This window comes from Caballeronia sp. BR00000012568055 (assembly GCF_029439455.1).
GTDB lineage: Bacteria > Pseudomonadota > Gammaproteobacteria > Burkholderiales > Burkholderiaceae > Caballeronia.
The window spans coordinates 89,460-115,081 of sequence record NZ_JAQFVG010000311.1; the positions used below are offsets into that span (position 1 = coordinate 89,460).

General features: G+C 60.6%; 19 protein-coding genes and 3 pseudogenes. 12 read left to right on the forward strand and 10 right to left on the reverse strand.

Annotated features, from left to right (window positions below; translation table 11 throughout):
- The 4 genes from P7F28_RS22760 to thiL all read right to left on the reverse strand — a co-directional run.
- Window positions 1-3,268, reverse strand: a 3,268-nt coding sequence (locus P7F28_RS22760; protein WP_277187023.1) for a DEAD/DEAH box helicase, incomplete at its 3' end; no start/stop codon positions are given.
- 8 nt (window positions 3,269-3,276) lie between these two features.
- Window positions 3,277-3,801: a CinA family protein gene (locus tag P7F28_RS22765; RefSeq protein WP_277187024.1), complete on the reverse strand. Its 525-nt coding sequence runs from the start codon at window positions 3,799-3,801 to the stop codon at window positions 3,277-3,279.
- A gap of 26 nt (window positions 3,802-3,827) precedes the next feature.
- On the reverse strand, window positions 3,828-4,361 hold the full coding sequence (locus tag P7F28_RS22770) for a phosphatidylglycerophosphatase A (protein WP_277187025.1): 534 nt from the start codon (window positions 4,359-4,361) through the stop codon (window positions 3,828-3,830).
- Window positions 4,351-5,349, reverse strand: a complete 999-nt coding sequence (thiL, locus tag P7F28_RS22775; protein WP_277187026.1) for a thiamine-phosphate kinase — start codon at window positions 5,347-5,349, stop codon at window positions 4,351-4,353. Before thiL ends, P7F28_RS22770 begins: the two co-directional genes overlap by 11 nt.
- Window positions 5,350-5,589: 240 nt before the next feature.
- Between thiL and P7F28_RS22780 the strand changes: the two genes are divergently transcribed.
- The 6 genes and pseudogenes from P7F28_RS22780 (at window position 5,590) to P7F28_RS22805 (ending at window position 14,967) form a co-directional block, all read left to right on the forward strand.
- Window positions 5,590-7,890 (forward strand): NADP-dependent malic enzyme, encoded by a 2,301-nt coding sequence (locus P7F28_RS22780; protein ID WP_277187027.1) that lies wholly within the window; start codon window positions 5,590-5,592, stop codon window positions 7,888-7,890.
- Window positions 7,891-8,008: 118 nt separating this feature from the next.
- On the forward strand, window positions 8,009-8,647 hold the full coding sequence (locus tag P7F28_RS33895) for a nuclear transport factor 2 family protein (RefSeq protein ID WP_277187028.1): 639 nt from the start codon (window positions 8,009-8,011) through the stop codon (window positions 8,645-8,647).
- Window positions 8,648-8,942: 295 nt separating this feature from the next.
- Window positions 8,943-11,453 (forward strand): tetratricopeptide repeat protein, encoded by a 2,511-nt coding sequence (locus tag P7F28_RS22790; RefSeq protein ID WP_277187029.1) that lies wholly within the window; start codon window positions 8,943-8,945, stop codon window positions 11,451-11,453.
- Between the two features lie 480 nt (window positions 11,454-11,933).
- Window positions 11,934-13,004: pseudogene (locus tag P7F28_RS22795) on the forward strand (ESPR-type extended signal peptide-containing protein); the annotation flags it as partial.
- A 134-nt stretch (window positions 13,005-13,138) separates the two neighbouring features.
- Entirely contained in the window at window positions 13,139-14,179 is a 1,041-nt protein-coding gene (locus P7F28_RS22800) for a YadA-like family protein (protein WP_277187031.1), read from the forward strand.
- Window positions 14,173-14,967, forward strand: a complete 795-nt coding sequence (locus P7F28_RS22805; protein ID WP_277187032.1) for an OmpA family protein — start codon at window positions 14,173-14,175, stop codon at window positions 14,965-14,967. The genes P7F28_RS22800 and P7F28_RS22805 overlap by 7 nt, the downstream gene beginning before the upstream one ends.
- Window positions 14,968-15,130: 163 nt before the next feature.
- On the opposite strand, the gene P7F28_RS22810 is transcribed toward P7F28_RS22805, so the two are convergent.
- Both P7F28_RS22810 and P7F28_RS22815 read right to left on the reverse strand, forming a co-directional pair.
- Window positions 15,131-16,762, reverse strand: coding sequence for a tetratricopeptide repeat protein (locus P7F28_RS22810; RefSeq protein WP_277187033.1), 1,632 nt, complete (start codon window positions 16,760-16,762; stop codon window positions 15,131-15,133).
- Window positions 16,763-17,147: 385 nt separating this feature from the next.
- Entirely contained in the window at window positions 17,148-17,831 is a 684-nt protein-coding gene (locus P7F28_RS22815; protein ID WP_277187034.1) for a glycosyltransferase, read from the reverse strand.
- Between the two features lie 49 nt (window positions 17,832-17,880).
- Here P7F28_RS22815 and P7F28_RS22820 point away from each other — a divergent pair, with 49 nt between their 5' ends.
- The 4 genes and pseudogenes from P7F28_RS22820 to P7F28_RS22830 all read left to right on the forward strand — a co-directional run.
- Window positions 17,881-18,243 (forward strand): hypothetical protein, encoded by a 363-nt coding sequence (locus tag P7F28_RS22820; RefSeq protein ID WP_277187035.1) that lies wholly within the window; start codon window positions 17,881-17,883, stop codon window positions 18,241-18,243.
- A 235-nt stretch (window positions 18,244-18,478) separates the two neighbouring features.
- A complete protein-coding gene (locus P7F28_RS22825) occupies window positions 18,479-18,973 on the forward strand; it encodes a ribonuclease (RefSeq protein ID WP_277187036.1) in 495 nt (164 codons plus the stop codon).
- 16 nt (window positions 18,974-18,989) lie between these two features.
- Window positions 18,990-19,097: pseudogene (locus tag P7F28_RS33980) on the forward strand (barnase inhibitor); the annotation flags it as partial.
- A gap of 78 nt (window positions 19,098-19,175) precedes the next feature.
- Window positions 19,176-19,583, forward strand: a pseudogene (locus tag P7F28_RS22830) (barstar family protein); the annotation flags it as partial.
- A gap of 91 nt (window positions 19,584-19,674) precedes the next feature.
- Here the strand turns inward: P7F28_RS22830 and P7F28_RS22835 are convergent.
- Together P7F28_RS22835 and P7F28_RS22840 are read right to left on the reverse strand one after the other, a co-directional pair.
- On the reverse strand, window positions 19,675-20,412 hold the full coding sequence (locus P7F28_RS22835) for a 16S rRNA (uracil(1498)-N(3))-methyltransferase (protein ID WP_277187038.1): 738 nt from the start codon (window positions 20,410-20,412) through the stop codon (window positions 19,675-19,677).
- Between the two features lie 54 nt (window positions 20,413-20,466).
- Window positions 20,467-20,880: a glyoxalase/bleomycin resistance/extradiol dioxygenase family protein gene (locus tag P7F28_RS22840; RefSeq protein ID WP_277187039.1), complete on the reverse strand. Its 414-nt coding sequence runs from the start codon at window positions 20,878-20,880 to the stop codon at window positions 20,467-20,469.
- Between the two features lie 355 nt (window positions 20,881-21,235).
- Here P7F28_RS22840 and tkt point away from each other — a divergent pair, with 355 nt between their 5' ends.
- Window positions 21,236-23,290 (forward strand): transketolase, encoded by a 2,055-nt coding sequence (gene tkt / locus P7F28_RS22845; RefSeq protein ID WP_277187040.1) that lies wholly within the window; start codon window positions 21,236-21,238, stop codon window positions 23,288-23,290.
- Between the two features lie 47 nt (window positions 23,291-23,337).
- Complete coding sequence (gene gap / locus P7F28_RS22850) at window positions 23,338-24,348, forward strand: type I glyceraldehyde-3-phosphate dehydrogenase (RefSeq protein WP_277187041.1); 1,011 nt, start codon at window positions 23,338-23,340, stop codon at window positions 24,346-24,348.
- A 68-nt stretch (window positions 24,349-24,416) separates the two neighbouring features.
- Here the strand turns inward: gap and P7F28_RS22855 are convergent, their stop codons facing one another.
- A complete protein-coding gene (locus P7F28_RS22855; protein WP_277187042.1) occupies window positions 24,417-24,806 on the reverse strand; it encodes a hypothetical protein in 390 nt (129 codons plus the stop codon).
- Window positions 24,807-24,910: 104 nt separating this feature from the next.
- A complete protein-coding gene (locus tag P7F28_RS22860; RefSeq protein ID WP_277187043.1) occupies window positions 24,911-25,606 on the reverse strand; it encodes a FadR/GntR family transcriptional regulator in 696 nt (231 codons plus the stop codon).
- Window positions 25,607-25,622 lie beyond the last annotated feature (16 nt).

A 25,622-nucleotide genomic window follows, 5' to 3' on the forward strand; every position in this document is an offset into this window, starting at 1 on the left:
GCGCGAACAACGCGTCGATGTCTTCCTCCGAGAACTTCGCGATCTCGCCGGCATCTTCCGACAAGATCCCGGCTGCCAGCGCCGCCTTGCGCGCCTGCATCTCCAGAATCTTCTCTTCGATACTTCCCGCCGCGATCAGCTTGTAGACGAACACCGGCTTGTCCTGCCCGATCCGATGCGCCCGATCCGTCGCCTGATTTTCCGCAGCGGGATTCCACCACGGATCGTAGTGAATGACGGTATCGGCGGCGGTGAGATTCAGGCCGACGCCGCCCGCCTTCAGGCTGATGAGAAACACCGGCACTTCACCGGCCTGAAACTGCGTGACGGGCGTTTTGCGATCCGTCGTGTCGCCGGTCAAGGTCACGTAAGGCAGACCGGCTGTATCCAGCGCGTCGGCGATGATCGCCAGCATGCCCGCGAACTGTGAAAACACCAGCACGCGCCGGCCTTCGTCGATCAGTTCCGGCAGCATATTCAGCAGCAATTCCAGCTTGGCTGAAGGCGCGTTCGGCTTAGCGCTCGGGTTATCCGCCAGCTTCACGAGCGATGGATCGCAGCAGACCTGACGCAGCTTCAACAGCGCATCGAGCATCACAATATGGCTGCGCGCGAAGCCTTGTTCCGCGATGGCGTCGCGCACCTTCTGCTGCATCGACGCGCGCACGCTTTCGTACAGATCGCGCTGCGCGCCTTCGAGTTCGACGCTTCGGATCACCGTGGTCTTCGGCGGCAATTCGCGCGCGACATCGTCCTTCCGGCGGCGCAGCACGAACGGGCGGATACGGCGCGCGAGCAGATCGCGGCGCGTGGTATCGCCGAGTTTTTCGATCGGCTTGCGCCAGCGGCTCGCGAAGTCCTTTTGCGAGCCGAGAAAGCCCGGCAGCAGAAAGTCGAACTGCGACCAGAGTTCGCCGAGATGATTCTCCAGCGGCGTGCCCGTCAGACATAGCCGATGCCGCGCGCGCAACGTCCGAATGCTCGCCGCCGCCTTCGACGACGCGTTCTTCACGTATTGCGCTTCATCGAGAATCAGCAGGTGATAGTCGTGCTGCGCGAGCGTTTCGTGATCGCGCCACAGCAGCGGATACGTCGTGACGATGAGATCGTGCTCCGCAATCAGCGCAAAGCGTTCGTGACGCGACGGACCATGAAGATCGAGCAGTTTAAGTTCCGGCGCGAAACGCTGCGCTTCTTCCTGCCAGTTATGCACGAGCGACGTGGGCACGACGATCAGCGCCGGACGATCCAGCCGTCCCGCTTCCTTTTCGACCAGAATATGCGCGAGCGTCTGCACGGTTTTGCCGAGACCCATATCGTCGGCGAGCACGCCGGCGAGGTCGTGTTCGCGCAGGAACTGCATCCAGTTCAGGCCGTCGCGCTGATAGTCGCGCAATGTGGCTTGCAGCGTCTTCGGCGCATCGACCGGCGTCGGCGCGCTGATGCCGCGCAGCCGCCGCGCCAGATCGATCAGCGGCTGATCGCCGTGGAATTCCCAGCGCAGGCTTTCGTTGTGTTCGCTGCGTTCGGTAAGCCGCGCGGCGTCCAGCGCGGAAAGCTGCAAGGGCTCGGCTTTGCGCGCATCGAACAGATCGATCAGCGTGCGCACCACGGGCTTGAGGCGTTTGGCGAGAAACACAAGGCGCTTGCCGTTCTCGCCGCGAAATTCGAGCGATTCGTCATCGTCGATCGTGTCGATGCCGCCGTTCAGCCAGCGCGGATCGCGTTGGAACAGCAGGGTCAGCAGCGGCTCCAGCCGGAACGATTGCGCCTCGACGGTGAAGCCGAGTTCGAGATCGAACCAGCCTTTATCGTTCGCGCGCGCGACGCCATCGATTGCTTCGACGGCGACGGTATCGAAACGCGAGTTGCCGGCAATATCGATTCGCCAGCCGCGCGCCGCCAATTCGGGAAGCATGTGTTCGAGGAAGTCCGGCCATATTTCCGGGTCGGAACTGAAGAACGCGCCCCGGAATTCGGGATTCGTGCGTTCGGCGGCCGATCTTGCGAACGTGTCCAGTCCCGCCCGCTCCAGTTCTTCGATGCACGTTAGTTCAAAGTCCGCGCGGCGTTTGACGTGCAGCATGCCTTCAGGCGTTTGTACCGGCGCGTCGGCGCTCGTCGCCACGACCAGCACGCCGTCGTAATCGAAGACGAGGCGGGCGACATCCAGTTCGACGGCGCGCGCATTCAGGCGGCGCGGCGCACCGAGTTCGAGGGTATCGAGTACGAGCACCGGCTTGGGCGTCGCGTCGATAATCTGCACGTCGGCGTTATCGATTGGCGGCGCGGGCAGTGAAGGTGCGAATTCAGCGAGCGAGGCGCGCACAACGGCGGCTTCATTGGGTGAGAGCGGCGGCATTTCCAGATAGCTTGAGATGAGTTCGTCGGGAACGGGCGCGTCGATGCGCCCGGTTTCGTTGGTGAACATATCGACATACCACAGGGGTTCGGTCGGCAGAATGGCGTGCGATGGCGGCTCCGTTTCCAGTACCGGAAAGACCATGTCGTCGCCGACGATCGCCCATTCGATCGCGCCAGGACGGTTCGCGGCTTCGTGCAAGGGATGATCGAAATGCGGCGAACGTGGTTCGGGCGCGTAGTAGAGGCGGCCGGTGGCGAGCAACATCGCCCAGAGCGACGCGCCTTTTTTGCCCTCCAGAAGAAAACCGCCGCCCACCGGACTGCGCATGTTTCGCAGGCCGCGAAGGATCGCGTCATCGTCACGCGTGATGAACTTCGCCGGGTTGTTCATCACGTTGAAATTCGGCTGGTAGCGGTCGATTGCAGCGATCGCGCCGTCCTTGTTGAGTCGCACCTTGAAGATATGCAATTCGAAAAGCGACATCTCGGAAGGCACGACCGTGAGCGCATAAAGCAGACGATGGATCACACTGCTCGCAGTCTTCGCGTCTCGCGCATGCGTCTGCTGCACGTTCGCGCGAAACCGCCTCAGCCATTGCTCGATTTCCAGCCGCACGCCGCTGTGCGCCGCGCGCGCTTCATAATCCAGATACGCCAGCAGCACAGCGGCGACATGCTTGCATTGATAGCCGACCGGACAGCTGCATGAACCGTATACCGGTGTTCTGCCCAGAGAGATTTCAACGCGATACGGCTCGGGCTGTGTGCCGTTCACATCGGCGTACAGAAGGGAGTCGTACAGCCTGAAATTCGATACCGCGCCGACATAGCCGAGCGCGCGTTCGAAGGTTTTGCCGCCGACCCATTGAGCGATGTGCTCACGGGTGAAGCTGATGGGTTTCAATGCAGAACTCATTCTTTGTCGGCGCTTCTCGACCAACGCTCGCGCTGTTCGAGAAACTCCAGCAACTTCCTCAACGCGTGCGCCGCCGCCTGCGTGCGGACCTGCTCACGGTCGCCTTTGAAGTGCGTCGTTTCGACGGACGTGCTCAACCGATTGCTCCACGCGAAGCACACGGTTCCGACCGGCTTCGCTTCACTGCCGCCCGCCGGTCCCGCGACACCCGTAATCGACACCGACACTTGCGCGCGGCTGTTGCGCAGCGCGCCTTCGGCCATCGCTTTTGCGACGGGTTCGCTGACCGCGCCGTGCTGCTCGATCATCGCGGCGGGCACGCCGATCATCTCGGTCTTCGCCAGATTCGAATACGTGACGAAGCCGCGTTCGAACCACGCGCTGCTGCCGGAAATATCGGTGATCGCGGCCGCGACCATGCCGCCCGTGCACGATTCGGCGGTGGCGAGCATCAGCCGGTCGGCGTGCAGCTTGTTGCCCACTTTGATCGCAAGTTGATGGACGACGGTATCGGTCGGCATGGTTTTTCTCGATGGATAGTCGATGGTCAGATGGTCATGCGCCACAGCGCGATCACGAGCAGCGAGAAAAATGCCGCGACGAGATCATCGAACATGATGCCGAAGCCGCCTTTCAAACGGCGGTCGAAATAGCGGATGGGCGGCGGTTTCACCATATCGAAGAAACGGAACACGATGAACGCCCACAGTTGCCCGGTGAACGTGGCGGGCGTGACCAATAGCAGCACCAGCCAGAACGCCACGATTTCATCCCACACGATCGCCGATGGATCGTCCACGCCCATTTTCTTCGCGGTGTAATCCGTGATCCAGATTCCGGCGATGAAACCGACCGCGATCAGCGCGCCCCATTCCGCCACCGTCAAATGCGGATTCAGCACGACGAACGACAGCCAGCCGAATAACGTACCGATGGTTCCCGGCACGACAGGCGACAGCCCACTGCCGAATCCCAGCGAAACGATATGCAGCGGATGGTCGAGCATGAAGCGCGCGGTCGCGCGGCGCGGCTTGCGGCCCGGTGGAGGGGAATTGCCCGTGAGAGCGGGGTCAGTCTGCATGAAAGTGATCGAAGCCTTGCAACGTCAGGGAAAGCGGCGCGCCGTTTTTATCGCGCCAGGCGATGGACGGCGCGTCTGTCCCTTTGATTGTACCGATGCGCGTAACCGGCACGCCCACGCGCGCGGCAATCTCCGCGAGCGTGTCGCGTGCGGAAACGGGCGCGGTGAAGCAGAGTTCGTAATCGTCGCCACCGGCGAGCGTGCATTGGCGGCGCGCAGCTTCCGGCAGCGTGCACAGCGATGCGGAACACGGCACGGCGTCTGCATCGACGATGGCGGTGACGTTCGAGCGGCGCAGGATGTGCATGAGATCGCCTGCTAATCCATCGGAGATATCGAGCGCCGCGTGCGCGACGCCGCGCAGCGCCTGACCAAGCGCGACGCGCGGTTCCGGGCGTTCCAACGCGCGTTTCCAGTTCGATGCGCTCGCTTCGTCGGGCGCTTGCCACTCGCCGCGAATCGCGCCGAGCCCCGCGCGGGCATCGCCGAGTGTGCCGGATACGTAGATGTCGTCGCCATCGCGTGCGGCATCGCGTCGCAGGGCTTCGCCCTGAGGCACATCGCCGAACACGGTGATGCAAATGTTCAGCGGTCCGCCCGTCGTATCGCCACCGACGAGCGCGCAATCGTGGCGCTGCGCGAGATCGAAGAGACCGTTGCTGAACGCTTCGAGCCACGCTTCGTCAGCGCGCGGCAGGGCGATCGCCAGCGTGAACGCGTGCGGCTTCGCGCCCATCGCGGCCAAATCCGACAAATTCACCGCGAGCGATTTGTGACCGAGCGCGTACGGATCGACATCGGGGAAAAAGTGGCGGCCTTCCACCAGCATGTCCGTCGATATGGCGAGCTGATGCCCGGCAGGCGGCGCAATCAGCGCGCAATCATCGCCGATACCGAGCGGCATCGCGGCTTCGTCCGTGTGGCGAGGCGAGGGCGCGGCGGCGCGGCGGGCGAAGAATCGGTCGATAAGTGAAAACTCGGAAAGCATCGTGGGTGTTGATAAGGATTGTTGCGCTGCAAGATGGAAAGCTGCGGCCCGGAAAAGCCCGCCCTGTATCCCAAAAAAGAAGTCTGACACGCTGTCAGCCTTGTTCCATCGGGCGATCAGGCGTTTTTCAGTCACGGCACTTGTAGCCTAAATGCGTGGAGCAGTGTCCGAAACCGCAACTGAATGGCGCTACAATGCGTCCGAAGTTCCATTCTAAATCCCGCTCTCTCTGCCCGCCTTATGACCACTCCCGCCGACGCGAACACCAAGCTGCGCGAAGCAGCGCTCGACTATCACGAATTTCCCACGCCGGGAAAAATCGCGATTGCTCCGACCAAGCAGATGATCAACCAGCGCGACCTTGCCCTCGCTTACTCGCCGGGCGTGGCCTTCGCGTGTGAAGCGATCGTCGAAGATCCGCTGAACGCGGCGCGTTTCACCGCGCGCAGCAATCTGGTGGGCGTCGTGTCGAACGGCACGGCGGTGTTGGGCCTGGGCAATATCGGGCCGCTCGCGTCGAAGCCGGTGATGGAAGGCAAGGCCGTGCTGTTCAAGAAGTTCGCGGGCATCGACGTGTTCGATATCGAGCTGAACGAAACCGACCCGCACAAGCTCGTCGACGTGATCGCAGCGCTGGAGCCGACTTTCGGCGGCATCAATCTGGAAGACATTAAAGCGCCGGATTGTTTCATCGTCGAACGGGAAGCGCGCAAGCGCATGAAGATTCCCGTTTTCCATGATGACCAGCACGGCACGGCCATCGTCGTGGCGGCGGCCGTCACCAATGGTCTGAAGGTGGTCGGCAAGAGCATCGGCGAAGTGAAGCTGGTGGCGTCCGGCGCGGGCGCGGCGGCGCTGGCCTGCCTGAACTTGCTCGTCGATCTCGGCATGAAGCGCGAGAACATTTTCGTGACCGATCTGGCCGGCGTGGTCTACAAGGGCCGTACCGAACTGATGGACCCGGACAAGGAACTGTTCGCCCGCGAAACCAGCGCGCGCACGCTCGCCGAAGTGATGGAAGGCGCGGACGTGTTCCTCGGTTTGTCGGCTGGCGGCGTGCTCAAGCAGGACATGGTCAAGCAGATGGCCGCGAAGCCGCTGATTCTCGCGCTCGCCAATCCGACGCCGGAGATTCTGCCGGAACTCGCGCTCGAAGTGCGTCCGGACGCGGTGCTGTCCACGGGCCGCACGGATTATCCGAATCAGGTCAACAACGTTCTCTGCTTCCCGTTCATCTTCCGCGGCGCGCTGGATGTCGGCGCGACGGTCATCACGAAGGAAATGGAAATCGCGGCGGTGAACGCGATTGCCGAACTCGCGCGTCAGGAACAAAGCGATATCGTCGCGACGGCGTACGGCATTCAGGATTTGTCGTTCGGTCCGGAATATCTGATTCCGAAGCCGTTCGATCCGCGTCTGATCGTCAAGATCGCGCCCGCCGTGGCCAAGGCCGCGATGGATTGCGGCGTGGCGACGCGTCCGATCGAAGATATGGATGCGTACACGCAGCACTTGCAGCAGTTCGTCTATCACAGCGGCACGACGATGAAGCCGATCTTCCAACTCGCGCGCGGCGTGGAGGCGGACAAGAAGCGCATCGTGTTTGCGGAAGGCGAAGAAGAGCGCGTGCTGCGCGCGGTGCAGATTGCCGTCGATGAAAAAATCGCCAAGCCGATTCTGATCGGCCGTCCGGCGGTCATCGCGCAACGTATTCAGAAATTCGGCCTGCGTCTGAACCCCGGCACGGATTTCACCGTCGTCGATACCGACCACGACGAGCGTTATCGCGATTTCTGGAAGACGTACGCGAAGATGATGGCGCGCAAGGGCCTCAGCGAGCAGATGGCCAAGCTGGAAATGCGCCGCCGCACCACGCTGATCGGCGCGATGCTGGTGGAAAAGGGCGAAGCCGACGGCATGATCTGCGGCACGGTGAGCACGACGCATCGGCATTTGCACTTTATCGATCAGGTGATCGGCAAGAAGGAAGGCGCGAAGGTGTATGCAGCGATGAACGCGCTGGTACTGCCGGGCCGCCAGATTTTCCTGGTCGATACGCACGTCAACGTCGATCCGACGCCCGAGCAGCTCGCGGAAATTACCATCATGGCGGCGGAAGAAGTGCGCCGCTTCGGTATCGAGCCGAAGATCGCGCTGCTGTCGCATTCGAACTTCGGCACGAGCAACGCGCCGACCGCGCAGAAGATGCGCGACGTGCTGGCGATCCTGAAGGAACGCGCGCCTGAGCTTCACGTCGATGGCGAAATGCACGGCGACGTGGCGCTGGATGCGCGTCTGCGTAAGGAAGTGCTGCCCGAATCCACGCTCGAAGGCGATGCCAACCTGCTGATCCTGCCGAACATCGATGCGGCGAATATCTCTTACAACCTGCTCAAAACCGCAGCGGGCAACAACATCGCGATCGGGCCGATTCTGCTGGGCGCAGCGAAGCCGGTGCATGTGCTGACGGCATCGGCTACGGTGCGGCGTATCGTCAATATGACGGCGTTGCTGGTGGCGGATGCATCCGCAGCGCGATAAAGGCACGCGCCAGGCGCGCGAGTCGTAACGTCGATACAAGGCCCGATCCATCCGATCGGGCCTTTTGTTTTTGATCCCGACCATTTGCCGATGCAACGCGCATCGGCAATCTCCGCGCGTGCGCTTTCCGGGCGCAGCCGCCGTTTCAAAATTCGAAACATTTTGTTTGCGCCGCGTTCTCGCGTATTCACCGTTCTCTTATATTCCTCGCCGCCCTAAGCGCTCACTATTCGTGAGTGCGGCGCTTCCGGCCGGCGTATCGCCTGTTCGGCTTTCAGAGCATTCGAATCGATTGAACCGTTGCCGGAATCGCGCCAAAGCAAACCTGTACCTTTGGAGAATGGAAATGAAACTTCGCGCTTATCTGCTCGGTTTAGTGGTGGCGCTCGCCACGCTTCACCAGCCCGTCATGGCCCAACCGACAGACGAAGCCACCCTGCTTCATCTCGAACAAGTGTGGATCGACGCAAGCAAGACGCGTGACTTCGCTGCGGTCGATGCCTTGATCGATGATTCCTATGTAGCGGACACGCCTGACGGCAAGCAATTCAAAAAAGACATGCTTAACTTCCCGGCAGCCAGTCCGACGCAGCAACTCGAAGGAATGTCCGTCAAGGTGGACGGTGATCGGGCTTCGGTATCCGGCACCAACACGGTGACGTTTCCAAACGGCTCGCGCATCAAACTGTCTTTTGTCGATAATTTCGCGCGGAAAAACGGTCAGTGGCGCATTGTGTCGTCATTCGTGACTAAATAACCTTTCTATTATTTAAGGTGTCCGAAGGCTGGTTCGAACCGCCTTCGCCACGGCATCGGCTTGCTATTTCGCGGCGTGGCTTCTCATCAAGAGTCATGCCGTTTTTTTATTGCGTCCGATCTTTCGGATTCTCAAGAATTCGCCCTAGTCTGATGTTCCCTTACAGCCGTCTTTTTTAATATTTCGAGATTGGATGCGCGGCTGGTGTTTTTGGCTGCTTTTGACTGCATCGGGCAGCGAGCAGCAAGTAATGCATGCGCTGTCCCCAGGAATTGCAACGGAGAGATACAGAAACATGCTTATTGCTGACGAGATCGAAAGGCCGCTTCAAAAAGACTTCGATTCCGCAATGAATGTCTTCCGGCGCGGCGAACGGGCGCGCGCGGGCGAATTGTGCCAGGACATCATTAATAGAGATGCCGCGCATGCAGGAGCGAATCATCTGTTGGGCGTCATTCGCATGCTCGAAGGCCACCCGATCGCCGCCGAAGCGCTGATTCGGGTTTCACTCTCCACTGCACCGAGTTTCGAGGCCGACACGGATCTGGGTCTCGCACTGAAAGCGCAACAGCGTTTTGCCGAAGCCGAGGTTTTTTACCGTCGCGCGCTATCGGCCGCGCCTCATTTCGCGATTGCCCAAAGTGGCCTTGCCGCCGTCTTGAAAGAGCAGCACGACGTTGCGGGCGCGGAGGCGGAATATCGCCGGGCAATTGAATTGAATCCGAACAACGCCGATTTCCGCTTCGCGCTCGGCAAGCTGTTGTCGGAGCTTGAAAGATTTCCTGAAGCGGTGGAACAACTCTGCCGCGCAGTGGAACTCCGCCCGCAATGGGCGGATGCACACAACAGCCTTGGCGCCGCGCTTGGAGGCATAAGCCTGCGCGACAAGGCGGAACTGGCTTTCCGCCGCGCGCTGGAATTGAATCCGCACAGTGCGGAGGCGTTCTGCAATCTGGGTTTGTTGCTGATGGAGCTGAAGCGCCACCCGGAAGCAGAGGCGGCGCTACGCTCGGCGCTTTCGCTCAACGGAAATTTTCTCGGTGCGGTGGAAGGCCTGGCGAAGCTGTTGACCAAGACAAACCGTACGGAAGAGTCCATCAGCGTGTTTGAGAAGTCGCTCGAACTGAAGTCGAACGACGTTGAAACACTCAATTCATTCGGCGCGGCGCTGGCGGAAATGAAGCGCTTCGACGAGGCCGAGCGGATTTTGCATTACGTGCTCGAACTCAAGCCGGATTTCCTGCCGTCATTGACGAATCTTGGCAACGTCTACATGGAATCGGGCCGTCTCGGGCAGGCGGAAGCACCGCTGCGCCGCGCGCTCGAGATCGACCCCAATTACTGGGGCGCAGTCTATAACCTCTCGCTCCACTACAAAAACATCCGCAGGATCGACGAAGCCGAGGCCATGTCGCGCCGGGCGCTGGAACTGAGGCCGCATCTCGCGGCGTGCCACATCGCGCTCGGCAACGCCTTGCTGGCGAAATGCTCGGGGGACATCAGCGAGGCACTGGATTGTTACCGACGGGGAATCGAACTGGACCCTGATTGCCGGATTGGTCATACCAATCTTTGCTACACGCTGACGTTCGTCAGCGAGGATGGTTATGACGTGGTGGAGGAGTGCCGGCGTTACGCGGCGCATTTCGAAGCGCCTATTGCTGCGCAGACCGTCCATCACGCGAACGAGCGCACGGCCGGACGGCGTTTGCGCATTGGCTACGTGTCGCCGGATTTCCGTGAGCATTGCCAGGCGCTGTTCATGATGCCCTTGCTCCGCAATCACGATCGCGAAGCCTTCGAGATCTATTGCTATTCCACCGTTGGATCACCCGATCAGGTGACTGGGCAGATCGAGCAAATGGTGGACGTATTGCGCAACGTCCATAAGCTTGACGACGATCAACTCGCGCTGCAGATCACGGAAGACCGCATCGACGTGCTGGTCGATTTGACTATGCACATGTCTGCCAATCGCCTGCCGGTTTTCGCACGCCGTCCTGCACCGGTTCAGATTTCGTGGCTCGCCTATCCCGGCACCACCGGCAGCACCGCCATTGACTACCGGCTGACTGATCCGTGGCTGGACCCGGAAGAAACCGGGCATCTGGACGATCGCTATACCGAAACCTCCATTCGGCTGCCCGACACCTTCTGGTGCTACGACTCGCGGACGACCGACGTGCAGGTCAACGAGCTGCCGGCGGCCACGCTCGGTCATATCACGTTCGGCTGTCTGAACAATCCGTGCAAGCTGACCGACCACACTTTCTCGCTCTGGGCGCAAGTGCTCCGCCAGGTCGAAGGTTCGCGCCTCAAGCTGCTGGTCGCACACGGCGACGCGCGCAACGACGTGAGTCGCAAATTCGCGGCGCTCGGCGTTGATCCGGAACGCATTACGTTTCTCGACTACCAGTCACGCGACGCGTACCTGCGTACTTATAACGAGATCGACATGCTGCTCGACACCTTCCCGTACAACGGCCACACCACGAGCCTGGACGCGCTGTGGATGGGCGTACCGGTCGTCACGGTCATCGGCAAGACGCCGGCGAGCCGGGCTGGTTACTCGCTGCTGTCGAATCTCGGCATGCAGGAACTGGCCGCCGAATCGGAAAGCGAATTCGTGCGCACGGCGGTGGAGCTCGCCCGCGACTTGCCGCGCTTGACGGAGATTCGCCAGGGGCTGCGTGAGCGCATGGTGCGCTCGCCACTCATGGATGGCGCGCGTTTCGCGCGTGGCATGGAAGCCGCATTGCGCCGTGTTTGGGTTGAGTGGTGCGGCGCTCAAACAGAACCTGTCTGAGGGGCAACGTTTTGTCACGCGGTGACACACCATTCATTCCGGTTTCGCCGTGCGGAATTTTCTCTTTAATTTTTTACCGGAGCGCCACGCCTGCGTAGACGCTGCGTTTGCGATCGTTCGCGCATTTTCGGGAATATCTCGTAAATAAAAATAATCCGTTTATAGGATTGTGCTTATTTTCGATACAACGCTCTTCTTTCATTGTCCGGACTCTAAAAAACGAAACGGACTGTTTGGTTTCCGGATTATTTGCGTTAGCACAATTTAGGACAAAGTCTATATCAGCGTCTTAAGTTGTTGCCCATTATTACGTTGTGGTTTGAATGTGTCTTGTGCGATCGGTGCAGCCTGTTGTGGCCAGCGCGCAGACCAAGAAACAGTCAGCGCGGGAGCAGTTCTTGTCTCGCAAGCGTCAGTCTTATGCGTTTCACTCTTTAGCAAACGCAGAGAATTTTGATTAATTGTCACAGAGGTTGTTGAATGAACAAGAGTTATCGCGTTGTATGGAATGAGTCCACGAATACCTGGGCGGCTGTTTCGGAAACTGCACGAGGCAAGGGCAAGAGCACGAGCAAGTCGGCCAAGGCCGTCATGGTTGCAATGGCCGCCATGGGATTGGCCAGTCAGGCGCACGCATATACGGTTGGCGGGACCGCGGTCAACACGAATGACACTGCAATCGGTAACGGCAGCTCCGCATCCTCGACCAGAGACGGGTCATCGTCAGCAGCAAATGGCAGCGCCGCGTACGCCAATATTGCAATTGGCACTTCAGCTGTAGCCAATAACGGCTATGGAACCATGGCCATTGGATCCGCCGCCGTTGCACGAGGCACAAACGCTACCGCTATCGGGGAAGAGTCGCTAGCGTCAGCCGATTCAACGGTGGCGCTTGGCACGGGAGCCACCGCATCCGCCGTTGGAGCCATCGCGCTCGGCGGCCAGGCTCAGGGATCGGCCCAAGGGGCTGTGTCCTTGGGTACTTGGTCAGCTGCCAACGGCGTTCAATCGACCGCGTTGGGTAACGCCGCGAAGGCTTTCAACGCTTCTGATGTGGCGCTGGGCAGTCTCTCGACAACGGCGGCGACGGTGAAAACCACGGGCGTGACGATCGGCGGCAAGACGTACACGTTCGCAGGCACCAATCCGACAAGTACGGTGTCGGTTGGTACAGTGGGTTCCGAGCGCACCATCACCAACGTTGCAGCAGGCCGCATCAGCGCAGCCAGCACGGACGCGATCAACGGTTCGCAGTTGTATGCATCGAACACCGCAATCAATATTGCAATCAATTCGTCGAGCGCGGGCGCAGTCAAGTACGACAACACGACCAACTACAACACCGTCACGCTGGCAGGCGCGAACGGCACGACGATCACGAACCTCGCCAACGGCACGAACGCCAGCGACGCAGTGAACTACTCGCAGTTGTCGAACGTTGCGGGCAGCATCAACAACGTGTCGAACTCGGTCAACAACATCTACAACACGGGCACCAAGTACTTCCACGCGAACAGCACGGGTACGGATTCGTTGGCAACGGGTGCAAACTCGGTTGCGATCGGTCAAGGCGCTGTGGCGACTCGCAAGCGCTGGGTGCTGATTCGGTTGCGATCGGTATGGGTGCTGTTGCGGCCAACGCGAATGACATCGCGCTGGGTTCGAACTCGATCAGCACGCAGGCAGTGGGCACGGCCAGCGTCAACATTGCAGGCCAGAACTACGCGTTTGCAGGCTCCTCGCCGATCGGTACGTTGAGCATTGGTTCCGTAGGCCATGAGCGTACGATCACCAATGTCGCCGCCGGCCGTATCAGCGCGGATTCGACCGACGCGGTCAACGGTTCGCAGCTGTACGCGACCAACCAGGCAGTGGAAACCGTTTCGGGCAAGGTTACGGAGATCACCAACAACATCAACACGCTGGCGGAGAACACCGTTCAGTACGACAAGAATGCTGACGGTTCGACGAACTACAACAGCATCACGATGAAGGGTGACACGTACAACTCGACGACGCACACGGGCGGCACGAAGATCACCAACCTTGCAGACGGCACGTCCGCCGGCGACGCGGTGAACTACGCTCAGCTGCAGGATGCGATCGGCGCGGTCACGAACATTGCAATCGATGCAAGCAATCCGTTCCTGGCAGCCGACGGCAATCGCAGCACGGAAGGCGCTGTGGCAACGGGCACGCACGCAACAGCAGCAGGTGCGAACTCGATGGCGACCGGCGCACAATCGACGGCGATCGGCGCCGGCTCCTCGGCAACGGCGGACAACTCCGTGGCCTTGGGTGCCAACTCGGTTGCGGATCGGACGAACACCGTGTCGGTGGGTTCGGCGGGTAACGAACGTCAGATCACCAATGTCGCTGAAGGTACGCAGGGAACGGACGCTGTCAACCTGAATCAGTTGAACGCAGGTATCAGCCAGGCCAATACGTACACCGACAACAGGATCAACGCGTTGGGCGATCAAATCTCCGGCGTCGCACGCAGTGCCTACTCGGGCGTGGCAGCGGCAACGGCATTGACGATGATCCCGGACGTCGATCAAGGCAAGACGATCGCTGTCGGCGTAGGTACCGCCAACTACAAGGGCTATCAAGCTGCGGCGCTGGGTGCTTCGGCACGCATCACGCAGAACTTGAAGATGAAGATCGGCGCGGGCTATAGCTCGTCGGGCACTACGGTTGGTGCGGGCGCGTCCTATCAGTGGTAATCCGCTGCGAGCGGACGGCGGAAGTCGTCCGCTCGCAAGCAGTTCACAACTTTTCTCTAGCAGAGAGCATTATGTATATTCGTATCCTTCTGGCCAGCGTCGTGACATTGGTAATGTCGGCGTGCACGAGCTACTCGGGCCCTACGCACAACACCGACGTCGTCACGCTGACCAACGGCGAACAGGCGTGGCGCGTTCAGTGCCTGGGCCTTCTCGAAAATAGCAACACCTGTATGAACCGCGCAAAGGAGATTTGCAAGGACAAAAACGTTCGCTTGATCGGTTCTGTGGACCACGCGAAATCGGATACCGCAGGCAAGAACGATCCGCATGAGATCACCTTCCAGTGCGGCAATCCGCCTGTTGCGCAGGTCGCGCCCGCTCCGGTAGTTGCTCCTGTCCAGGCAGCGCCTCAACCGTTGCGCGCACTGACCCTTCAGGGCGACGCGAATTTCGCAACCGGCAGTGCCAACCTGAGCCCGGCTGCGCAAACGAAGCTCGACGAGTTCATCGAAGCGAATCGTGGCTACAAGCTCGAGCGCCTGACGATCTCCGGACATACCGACTCGACCGGTTCGGCCTCGCTGAACCAACGCCTGTCTACGGATCGTGCGCGCGCAACGCAGAACTATCTGATGTCGCATGGCCTGACCGCCAAGACGTATGACGTGCGTGGTTTTGCGTCGTCGATGCCGGTTGCATCCAATGCGACGGCAGACGGACGGTTCCAGAACCGCCGAGTCGAAATCACGACGGATGGTGTGGAGATTCGCGCGACGGGACGTTGAGCGTCCTCTGACTGATCGTGGATGTTGGCGGTGGCGTCTTTACTGACGCCTTCTCCGGCTCAATCGCCTCAGTCAAAGAATGACCCGACTGGTTTTTGCCGGTCGGGTCATTTTTTTTGGTTCGCCATGAATGGCATGGGAAGGCTTGGGGGAAGTCGCAGCGCTAGGCGCGCGACGCGGCCAGCGCGATCAAATCATTCTTGACCTTGTCGAGCACCGGTTCCCACTGCATGAATTGGCGCTGCCGGTACAGCGTAGCAGTCGGATACCAGGGGCTATCGGTGCGATCGAGCATCCATACCCAATGCGGGTTCGCGTCGAGCAGCACCCATGTGCGCTGCCCGATGGCACCGCACAAGTGAGCGACGGACGTGCACACGGTAATCACCAGATCGAGCGCGCCGACGAATGCCGCGGTGTCGTCGAAGGTACGCCACTCGGCGGTGTAATCGGCAATGTCGAAGCCCGCGCTTCTGGCCGCCGCGACTTCATTTCCCGCGTCCGGTTGCAGCGAGTAAAACGCGACATTCTGTATGTCGCGAAAAGATTCGACGTAGCGCTCGAGTCCCACGCGTCGAAACGGATTGCGCTTGTGTGTGCGGCTTCCGGTCCACGTAAGCCCGACCTTGAGACGGCGCTCTCCGCTCAGGCGCGCGCGCCACGCCGCGCACGCGGTGGTGTCTGGTTCGAGATACGGTACGTTGCGCGGAATCGTTTCTTCGCGTGTACCGAAGACCAAGGGCAGCGATAGCAAGGGAATCTCGTAGTCGAACGCGGGTAAATGTTCGACGCCGCCTCCAAGCGAAAAATCATCGACGTAGCGCGCCAGCGTCCGGCCGAGCAAGTCGCCCATTTGCGGGAACGAGTTCCACGCGAGCCGCCCGCCTTCTTTATGCACGTAGTCCGCCAGCATCGGCACATAGCGGCAGAACTGCAACAAGTCGCCCATGCCTTGCTCGCCCCAAAGCAGCAGCGTTTTGCCGGCGAGCGGCTCACCTTGCCATAGAGGACCGGGCAGCACGGGACGCTTGCCGGCAAGCTCGCCAGACCCAGCCCAGCGCGTTTCGTGCAGAGGCCAGCCCTCAGCGAAGTTCCCCCGCAACAGATGAATCGTGGAGAGATTGAATGCGTAGGAAGGCGTGCCAGGCGAGAGGCGAAACGCTTCCGCGCGATACGCCTGAGCGTTGTCCCAGTCTTGTTGTTCAAGCAGAAACTGCGCGTGATTTGTGAGAACGACCGGATCGTGCGGACTTATCTTGAGGGCATGGTCCCTTGCTGCGAGTGCGCCTCGCAGATCGAAGCGCGCCATTCGAGCGCGACCGAGATTCACCCACGCATTGGCGTCGCCGGGATGGGTGGCGCAAGCTGCGTTCAATAGTTCGAGCGCCTCATCCGATCGCGAATCGATCTCGAGCAACGCCGCCGCGAGATTGTTGCGCAGGCTGTATATGTCGGGATCGATGGTCAGCGCCCTTCGATACGCGGCGATCGCCGGTTCCAAGTCGTTGCGCAACTGGGATGCAAGGCCGGCGTGAAAGTGCGCTACAGCCGAATCTGGATAAAGTCGCGCGACGCCCACAGCGATTCGTTTGGCATCGATGGCGGAGCCATGCTGGCGTATATCGGTGACGAATGTGTCGAGGGCGGCTTCCGCCGGAACGACGCGTGAGGCTGCTTTCAACCAAAGATCGTGCTCGACCTGATGGCCGCGCGCATGTGCGGCCATCGCTTCATCGAGAAAGAATTCCAGCGCATCGGCTAGTAAGCTGGACGGAGTAGGCGTGGTGGGTGACATCGCGGGAAAGCGTTATGTGGTTCGTCGGCGTTTGGCGCATGCGAAGCCGGCGCGTAGATAAGCAAACGACGTGCGGCACCCGATAGTGTGATGGCCCGATCTTTCACGTTTGAGCGCATCTGCACGGACGTCCGTCATCGCGTGCCGGCGTGGCCAACTCAAAATCGGATTGTAAGAGCGTGCAAACGGCTTGGCTAGGATAGCGAAGTGTTCTGATCCAAGGCACGGCGGCGTAGCAGTCAGTGAGCGCCGCGACTGTCACCTGGTGGCTGTCGCCGCGCAGCAAATGCAGACCTTCTGCTTTATTGAAACGCTGTGTTTTAGCAGTGTGTGCATCGATCGATCTTTTGTTTCGATGCGCGCGGCTTGATCGACAGTAAGGTGATCACAGGCCCGGAAAGCCACCGTAGCCGGGAAAGAGTCGCGGCAGGAGAAACGGCGGCATGGTGTAGCGAGCGAAGCAGCGCGATGTCGAGCGCGGATGGACCAGGTGCAGACACGAAGCCGTGCGATCGTCGATGGCGATCACTTTCGCGCCGCTCGAAACGAGCTTCCTGATGAACGATTCGTCTTCGCACAAGCTGATGTCGTCGAACAGGAATGAGGCGTTGGCGGGTTTCTTGTAAATGTAGGAAAAGCCGTAGAACAACACGAAGTCCGCGCCGATTTTCATCTTGTCGTGAAACTCGATTGATTCGACGGTGCTGCCGGCCAGCGCGAAATGCAAGCCGGTTTTCGCGTTCAGATCCATGTAGCCGAAAAATGCCGAGCCGGGCGCGTAAAGATAGAACTCCGACAGCTTGATCAGATCGGCGTCGTTTTCGCGCATGATGCGGATCATGTCGGCAAGGTAATGCGGCGCGTAATAATCGTCGTCATCGAAATGCGCGATGAGCGGCGCGCGCGCTTCGCCGATCAGCAAATTGCGCTTCCAGCCGATCGACTGCCGCTCGCCGGCGCTGTGAAAATAACGCACGCGCGGGTCCGTGGCGCAAAGTGCTTGCATGAACGCGCTCGGTTCGGGGCTGTTGTCGTGAACGAGCCATTCCCATTCGACAGATTGGCTCATAACGCAACGCGCGATAGCGGGCAAGAAAACGTGACGGCCGGCTGTCGGCGTGATGATCGATACGGCGGGCATGGCGATGCTCATCGCGGTGGTGGATGGCGTGGTTTGGATCGCGCGATCGATATCGCCATGGATTCGATGTGCTCGTGTGATTTTGAGGCTTTCGCCGACGGCGGCGGCTCGCGAATTGCGATGTGTACTCGCAATGCGACGCGCTGTTGGCGCAGGCGGGATACGCCTGATCATAGACGGGCATTTAAGCGACGCCAATCAGACAGGGTCGAATTCCGTTGCGCGACGCGTGCTTCACAAAATCGCCGGGCAAAAAAGAAGCGTGCCATCGCGCGACGGCACGCTCAAAGGAAACAGGACTGTCGGCGGAGCGCCCTACCGTGAGACTGACGGCAAGTGAGGCGACTTGCCCAGAGGTCTCGAGTCCTGGTGCTTTGTATTGTTATCTTGTTTGGTTTAAATATCACTCAGAATTGGGCTAATTTATGATCTTCTTTCAGACGACAATGCGTACCCGCAAAACATTGAGTAAAATTTGCCGATTCTGCCCCTAGCATTGCTTCGCCCTGTTATTAGCGATACCCTTACACCTTTAATGGTCGTCGATTTCTGATTCAGCGCGAGGACAGTATTTCGTGATACGCGTACGGCTTCTGTGCTGCATCCTGGGCGCGAGCATCGTTCTGGGGGCATGCGGCAAGGACGAGCCGCGCGGCAATCAGGAACCGGTCGCATCCGCGAGTCAAATGCCGGATCAGCCGGCGCAGGCGGTCGAGCAGAAACAGGCGCAGCAAACGAGGCAACAGGCGCCGGTCGAAATCGACGCGCGGCAGCCGGACGGCATGGTCGTCGTCCGGGTCGCGGATATGCCAAGACAGGCGGTCGCGACTTTGCGGCTGATCGAAGCGGGTGGCCCTTTCCCTTACGAAAAGGATGGCGTCGTGTTCGGCAATCGGGAACGCCTGCTTCCGCGGCATCCGCGCGGCTACTACCACGAATACACGGTTCCGACGCCTCGTTCGAGGGATCGCGGCGCGCGTCGGATCGTATGCGGCGGACCGAGGCAGCAGATCGGCGATTGTTACTACTCGGACGACCACTACGCCAGTTTCAAACGCATTGCGGGATAACTACGGGATTAACGGCATGAGCGACAACATCTACGCGCACGACCACGGCGTCGCGAGTGATTTTCTCGCCACCGGCGATGGCAACCTGTTCCAGCGAGTACTTCGGCTACGCATGACAGAACACGACATTAGACCCGAGGACGAGACCAGCCCGGCGCAAGCGGAAGCCGAAGCCCATGCGGCGCATCCGGCGCACCCCGACGAGGAGCCGGAAGCGCTGTTCGCGACCGTGAGGCCGAACATCGTTCAGTCCATTCGCGCGTTTCGTGTGCAGGATCTGGCGGACGAGGCGAACAAGCTGGGCCAGCATTTCCTCTACGCGTATCTCGGTCAGGCGCAGAGCAAGCAGGAAGTGCTCGAAACCATCGCGCTGTCGTTTTTGTTTCCCAAGCACTTCGGCAAGAATTACGACGCGCTGTACGACTCGTTGACCGATCTCGTGCATAAAGCCGGATCGCAACCGGGTTTCGTGATCGTGCTGGAGCAAATGCCGATCGCGCAGAAATTCGATAAAGAAGGGCGCGAAGTGCTGCTCGATGTGTTCCGCGACGCCGCCGAATTCTGGGCGGAGCGCAAGGTCGCGTTTCGGGTGTTTTACTCGTTCGTCTGATTTCCCGCGCTTTCCGAAGAGATTCAGCCTGACAGGCTTTGCCCGTCAGGCTGTTTTCGTTTCTGCGCGCTCGATCCCGGCTTCGATTCGCTTACCAGCCGCCCCACCGCGCGGCCAGCGCCGCCAGCACCGCAATCCCCGCCGTTTCCGTGCGCAACACGCGCGGGCCGAGTCCGAGCGTCGAGAATCCCGCCGCGACGATCGCCTCTTCTTCTGATGGCGAGAACCCCGCTTCCGGGCCGATCAGCAAGGTCACGGTGCCTGACGGCGGATCGGCGGGGAGCGTAGCGAAACTTAATTCAGCGCGTGGCGACAGCAACAAGCGCAAGTCTCCTGTCGATGCCTCCGGCAAGTCATCGAGCCAATCGTCGAGATCGCGCGGCGGCGCGACGTCCGGTACGCGATTGCGCCCGCATTGCTCGCACGCCGCGCGCACCAGCGCCTGCCAATGAGCCTGACGCTTGAGCGCCCGCTCGCCCGCCAGCCGCACGACGCCGCGTTCCGCCGTGATCGGCGCGATGGCGCTGACACCGAGTTCCACGGTTTTTTCGATCAGCCAATCCATCTTGTCGCCGCCCGCGACACCTTGCGCCAGCATCACGCGATACGGCGGCTCAGCCTCACGCGGATCGTGAGAATCGATACGCGCGCTCGCCGCGCGTTTGGCGATTTCCACCAGCTCCGCGCGATACTCGCCGCCCGCGCCATCGAACAGGGTGATGAGGTCGCCGGTTTGCAGGCGCAGCACGTGAACGTGGCGCACGACGTCGTCGGGAAGGGGAAGGGTGTGACCCACGGAGAGCGGGCCGTCAACATGAAAACGTGGCATGAAGTGTCGATCGCGGACTTTACGGCCCGCGGATAGGTGAGATGCCTGAAAAACTCAGCGCAGATGCCGTGCAATCGCCCAGCGATAACCGTCCGGATCTTCGATCTGCGCGAAGCGGTCGCCCCAGAACTGGTCCTGCGGCTCGATCAGCGGTTTTGCGCCGACGGCCAGCGCCTGCGTAAAGGTTGCATCGACGTCATCGACGTACAGATAAAACGACTGCGGCGCCATTTGCCCGGCGCTTTTCGGCGTGCGCGCCTGCGAACCGTACGCGCCCTCGGGCGCGAACATCACGATCAACTGCCCGCGATACGTCATTTCCACGTGGATGACGGTGCCGTCGTCGTTCACGCTGTCGCGCACCACGAAGCCCAGCGCCTTCTCGTAGAAGCCGATGCTCACGCGCGCGTCTTTCACGGTGAGGTAGGGCGTGAGCCAGGGCACATCGGCGGGGCGTGGGTCGGTCATCGAAAGCACTCCTTGAAGCCTTGCTGCGATCGTACGGTGAAAAGTATTTTGCCATGAAGATTCGCGAACCATCGGAGGTTTGCAAGCGTCCTGACCGCATGGCGAGGCCTGCGCTGCACGTAACGTGCCCGCACCGTGCTCATGCTATGTAGCGCATCCGGGCGATGCTTTGGCGGCCAGCGGTGCGCCTGTCAATCGGAGCGCTCTGTTAGAATGACGGCCTCCCGATCCTCGTCGTTTCTCGTCGTCCGGTCCTGAAAATACGTTGTGTGCCACGGGTCCGGCGCGTCGTAAAGATTCACCACGGATCATTTCAGCATCAGCCCGGAAGCTCTCGAAGCACTCGACACCCGACATGACGACCCCGACCCCCGCTCAGTCCGCCCTCATGGCCAACGCAATCCGCGCGCTCGCCATGGACGCCGTTCAACAAGCCAATTCCGGTCACCCCGGCATGCCGATGGGCATGGCCGAGATCGGCGTCGCGCTGTGGTCGCGCCATCTGAAGCACAATCCGGCGAATCCGCACTGGTTCGACCGCGACCGTTTCGTTCTGTCGAACGGTCACGGTTCCATGCTGCTGTATTCGCTGCTGCACCTCACCGGCTACGACTTGCCGATGAGCGAACTCAAGAATTTCCGTCAACTGCACTCGAAGACGCCGGGCCATCCGGAATACGGCATGACGGTCGGCGTCGAAACGACCACCGGCCCGCTCGGTCAGGGCGTGGGCAACGCGGTCGGCATGGCGCTGGCAGAAACGCTGCTCGCCGCCGAATTCAACAAGGCCGACGCGAAGATCGTCGATCACTACACGTACGTTTTCCTGGGCGACGGCTGCCTGATGGAAGGCATCTCGCACGAAGCCTGCTCGCTCGCGGGCACGCTCAAGCTGAACAAGCTGATCGCGCTGTACGACGACAACGGCATTTCCATCGACGGTCACGTGGAGCACTGGTTCCACGACGACACACCCAAGCGCTTCGAAGCGTACGGCTGGAACGTGATCCGCGCCGTGGACGGCCATAACGTCGATGCAGTCGATGCCGCCATCGCACAAGCCAAGAAGTCGGACAAGCCGACGCTGATTTGCTGCCGCACGGTGATCGGCAAGGGCGCGCCGACCAAGGCGGGCGGTCACGACGCGCACGGCGCGCCGCTCGGCGACAAGGAAATCGCGGCGACGCGCGCGGCGATCGGCTGGAACTACGGTCCGTTCGAGATTCCGCAGGAGGTGTATTCGGCGTGGGACGCGAAGGAACAAGGCTCGCACGCTGAAAGCCAATGGAACAAATCGTTCGATGCCTACAAGGCGAAGTACGGTCACGAAGCCAGCGAATTCACGCGCCGCATGAGCGGCGAGCTGCCCGCGAACTGGGCCGAAGCCGCGGCGAAGATCATCGAAGACGCGAATCAGAAGGCCGAAACCATTGCGACGCGCAAGGCATCGCAGAACACCATCGAAGGGCTGGCGGCGGCGCTGCCGGAACTGCTCGGCGGATCGGCGGATTTGACGGGCTCGAATCTGACCAACTGGAAGGCATCGAAGGCGGTGCGCGCGGCGGGCGATCAGGAAAACGCCAATCCCGATCACGCGGGCATTCAGTGGGGCAATCACATCAATTACGGCGTGCGCGAATTCGGCATGAGCGCGGCCATCAACGGTCTGGCGGTGCACGGCGGGTATCGTCCGTTCGGCGGCACGTTCCTGACGTTCTCGGACTACAGCCGCAACGCGCTGCGCGTCGCCGCGCTGATGAAGTCGCGCTCGATCTTCGTGTTCACGCACGATTCCATCGGCTTGGGTGAAGACGGCCCGACGCACCAGTCGATCGAACATGTTTCCAGCCTGCGCCTGATCCCGAATCTGCAAACGTGGCGTCCGGCGGATACCGTCGAAACCGCAGTGGCCTGGACGCACGCAATTGCCCATCACGGTCCGTCGACGCTGATCTTCAGCCGTCAGAACCTGCAATATTCGAAGCGTGACGACGTGCAGATCGCGAATATCGCCAAGGGCGGTTACGTGCTGCACGACTGGAACGACGATATCCCGGCGCGCAAGATCATTCTGCTGGCGACCGGCTCGGAAGTGCAGCTCGCCATGCAGGCGGTCGAAGCGCTGGCGAAGGAAGGCATCGGCGCGCGCGTGGTGTCGATGCCCTGCACGAACGTGTTCGACAAGCAAGACGCGGAGTATCGCGAGCGTGTGCTGCCCAAGGGCGTGGCGCGCGTGGCGATCGAAGCGGGTGTCACGGATTTCTGGCGCAAGTACGTGGGCCTCGAAGGCGGCGTGGTCGGTATCGACACGTTCGGTGAGTCGGCTCCGGCAGGCGCGCTGTTCAAGCACTTCGGCTTCACCGTCGAGAACGTCGTAGCGACGGCGAAGAGCGTGCTGAACGCCGCCTGAGCACTTGCATCAGTGGAGAAGGTTTTTTTAAGCCAAGGAGATAGACCATGACGATTCGCGTTGCAATCAACGGCTACGGCCGCATCGGCCGCAACACGCTGCGCGCTTTCTATGAGAACGGCAAGAAACACGACATCGAGATCGTCGCCATCAACGATCTGGGCGATGCCAAGACCAACGCTCACCTGACGCAATACGACACGGCGCACGGCAAGTTCCCGGGCGAAGTGTCGGTGGACGGCGACTACCTCGTCGTCAATGGCGACAAGATCCGCGTGCTGGCGAACCGCAACCCGGCCGAACTGCCGTGGGGCGAGCTGAAGGTTGACGTGGTGTTCGAGTGCACGGGCTTCTTCACGACGAAGGAAAAGGCCAGCGCGCACATCAAGGGCGGCGCGAAGAAGGTCATCATCTCGGCGCCGGGCGGCAAGGACGTGGACGCGACCATCGTGTATGGCGTGAACCACAACGTGCTGAAGGCATCGGATACGGTGATCTCGAACGCATCGTGCACGACGAACTGTCTCGCGCCGATGGTCAAGCCGCTGAACGACAAGATCGGTCTGGTGAATGGTCTGATGACCACCATCCACGCTTACACGAACGATCAGGTTCTGACCGACGTGTATCACGAAGATCTGCGCCGCGCGCGCTCGGCGACGCACAGCCAGATTCCGACCAAGACGGGCGCTGCATCGGCGGTCGGTTTAGTGTTGCCGGAACTGAACGGCAAGCTCGACGGCTACGCGATCCGCGTTCCGACGATCAACGTGTCGGTCGTCGATCTGTCGTTCATCGCCGCGCGCGACACGACGGTCGAGGAAGTCAACAAGATCATGAAGGAAGCGTCGGAAGGCGCGATGAAGGGCGTGCTCGGCTACAACGACGCGCCGCTCGTCTCGATCGACTACAACCACAACCCGGCTTCGTCGACGTTCGATTCGACGCTGACCAAGGTGTCGGGCCGTCTGGTGAAGGTGTCGAGCTGGTACGACAACGAGTGGGGCTTCTCGAACCGCATGCTGGATACGGCGGTTGCCTTGGCCAACGCGAAGTAAGTTTTTTCGCTGGCGCTGAAGTAAAAAAAGCCGCTCCTCGGAGCGGCTTTTGTTTTGGTGCGATCGTGCTACGCGAACTTCTCTTTGAGAAACGATACGACGTAAGGCGTCGCCGCTGCCGCGACCATCGACGCCGTGGAAGGATCGATACCCATACGCGCGCCGATCGCTTCGGCAACGCGCCCGGTCAGCACGCCTTCGCCGCCTTCTTCCATCGATTTGAAAACGCCGTCGCCACGCACGAGACCGGCGGCGAACGCAGCGAAGAAACTCTTGCCGGGATTGTTGCCGAGCAGACCGCCGCCTTGTTCCTCGACATGCGAATGCGCAGTTTCTGCAGCGGTACTAAGCATTTGCTGACTATCTTCGGGACTGATGCCCTGATCCGTCAGTGCTTGCTGAGCCTGAGCGCCATGCTCCGAAGAGAGAAATTCCGATACCAGTTGTTGCATGTCCATCGACGCTACTCCTCTTGATGTTTGTTGAACGCAGGGCAGCGCAAGCTGATCGAAATTTCTTTCGTGCATTGCCCTCGTTGAGACAGGGAACATCGCCAGAAGTTTTATGCGTCGCGCGGGACGGGGAAGTGCACGCCGGCGCGTTGCGCAGCGTTCACGATATGCCGCTCGATCGCGGTGCCAGCCTGCTCGCCGTCGCGCGCTTTGAGCGCATCGATGATGAGCGCGTGTTCGTGATACGTCGATAGCACCAGCTCACGCCGATAAAACGGCAAGCGCTGGCTCTCTTTCATGATGTCCGCACTGCCGCGCAGAATCGATTCGATCGCCGCATTGCCCGCAAGACTCACGATGCGCATATGAAATGCGAAATCGAGTTGCGCCGCCTCTTCCAGTTCGGCTTCTTCGAGCGCGCCTCGCAGCGACGTGAGGTTGTCATCGAGCCAGTCGATATCCGCATCGCCGATGGAATTCGCCGCGAGCCGCGCGACGAAGCCTTCCAGCGCGAAACGCATCTGATACGTGTCCGGCAGCGACGCCTGATCCGCGAATCGCCACGGATGCGCGTTGCTCGCCTGCGCGTTGCTCACATACACGCCTTTGCCCGGACGGATATGCAGCATGCCGAGCGCTTCGAGCGTCGAAAGCGCCTCACGTAACGATGCACGGCTGATCGCCAGTTCTTCGGAAAGCTGACGCTGCGCGGGCAGCAGGCTTCCCACCGGATACAGGCTCGATTCGATGCGCTCGCGAATGGTCGCGATGGCGGCATCGGTGACGGTATGCGGAACGTTCTTCATGCGATGAAAGCAGATT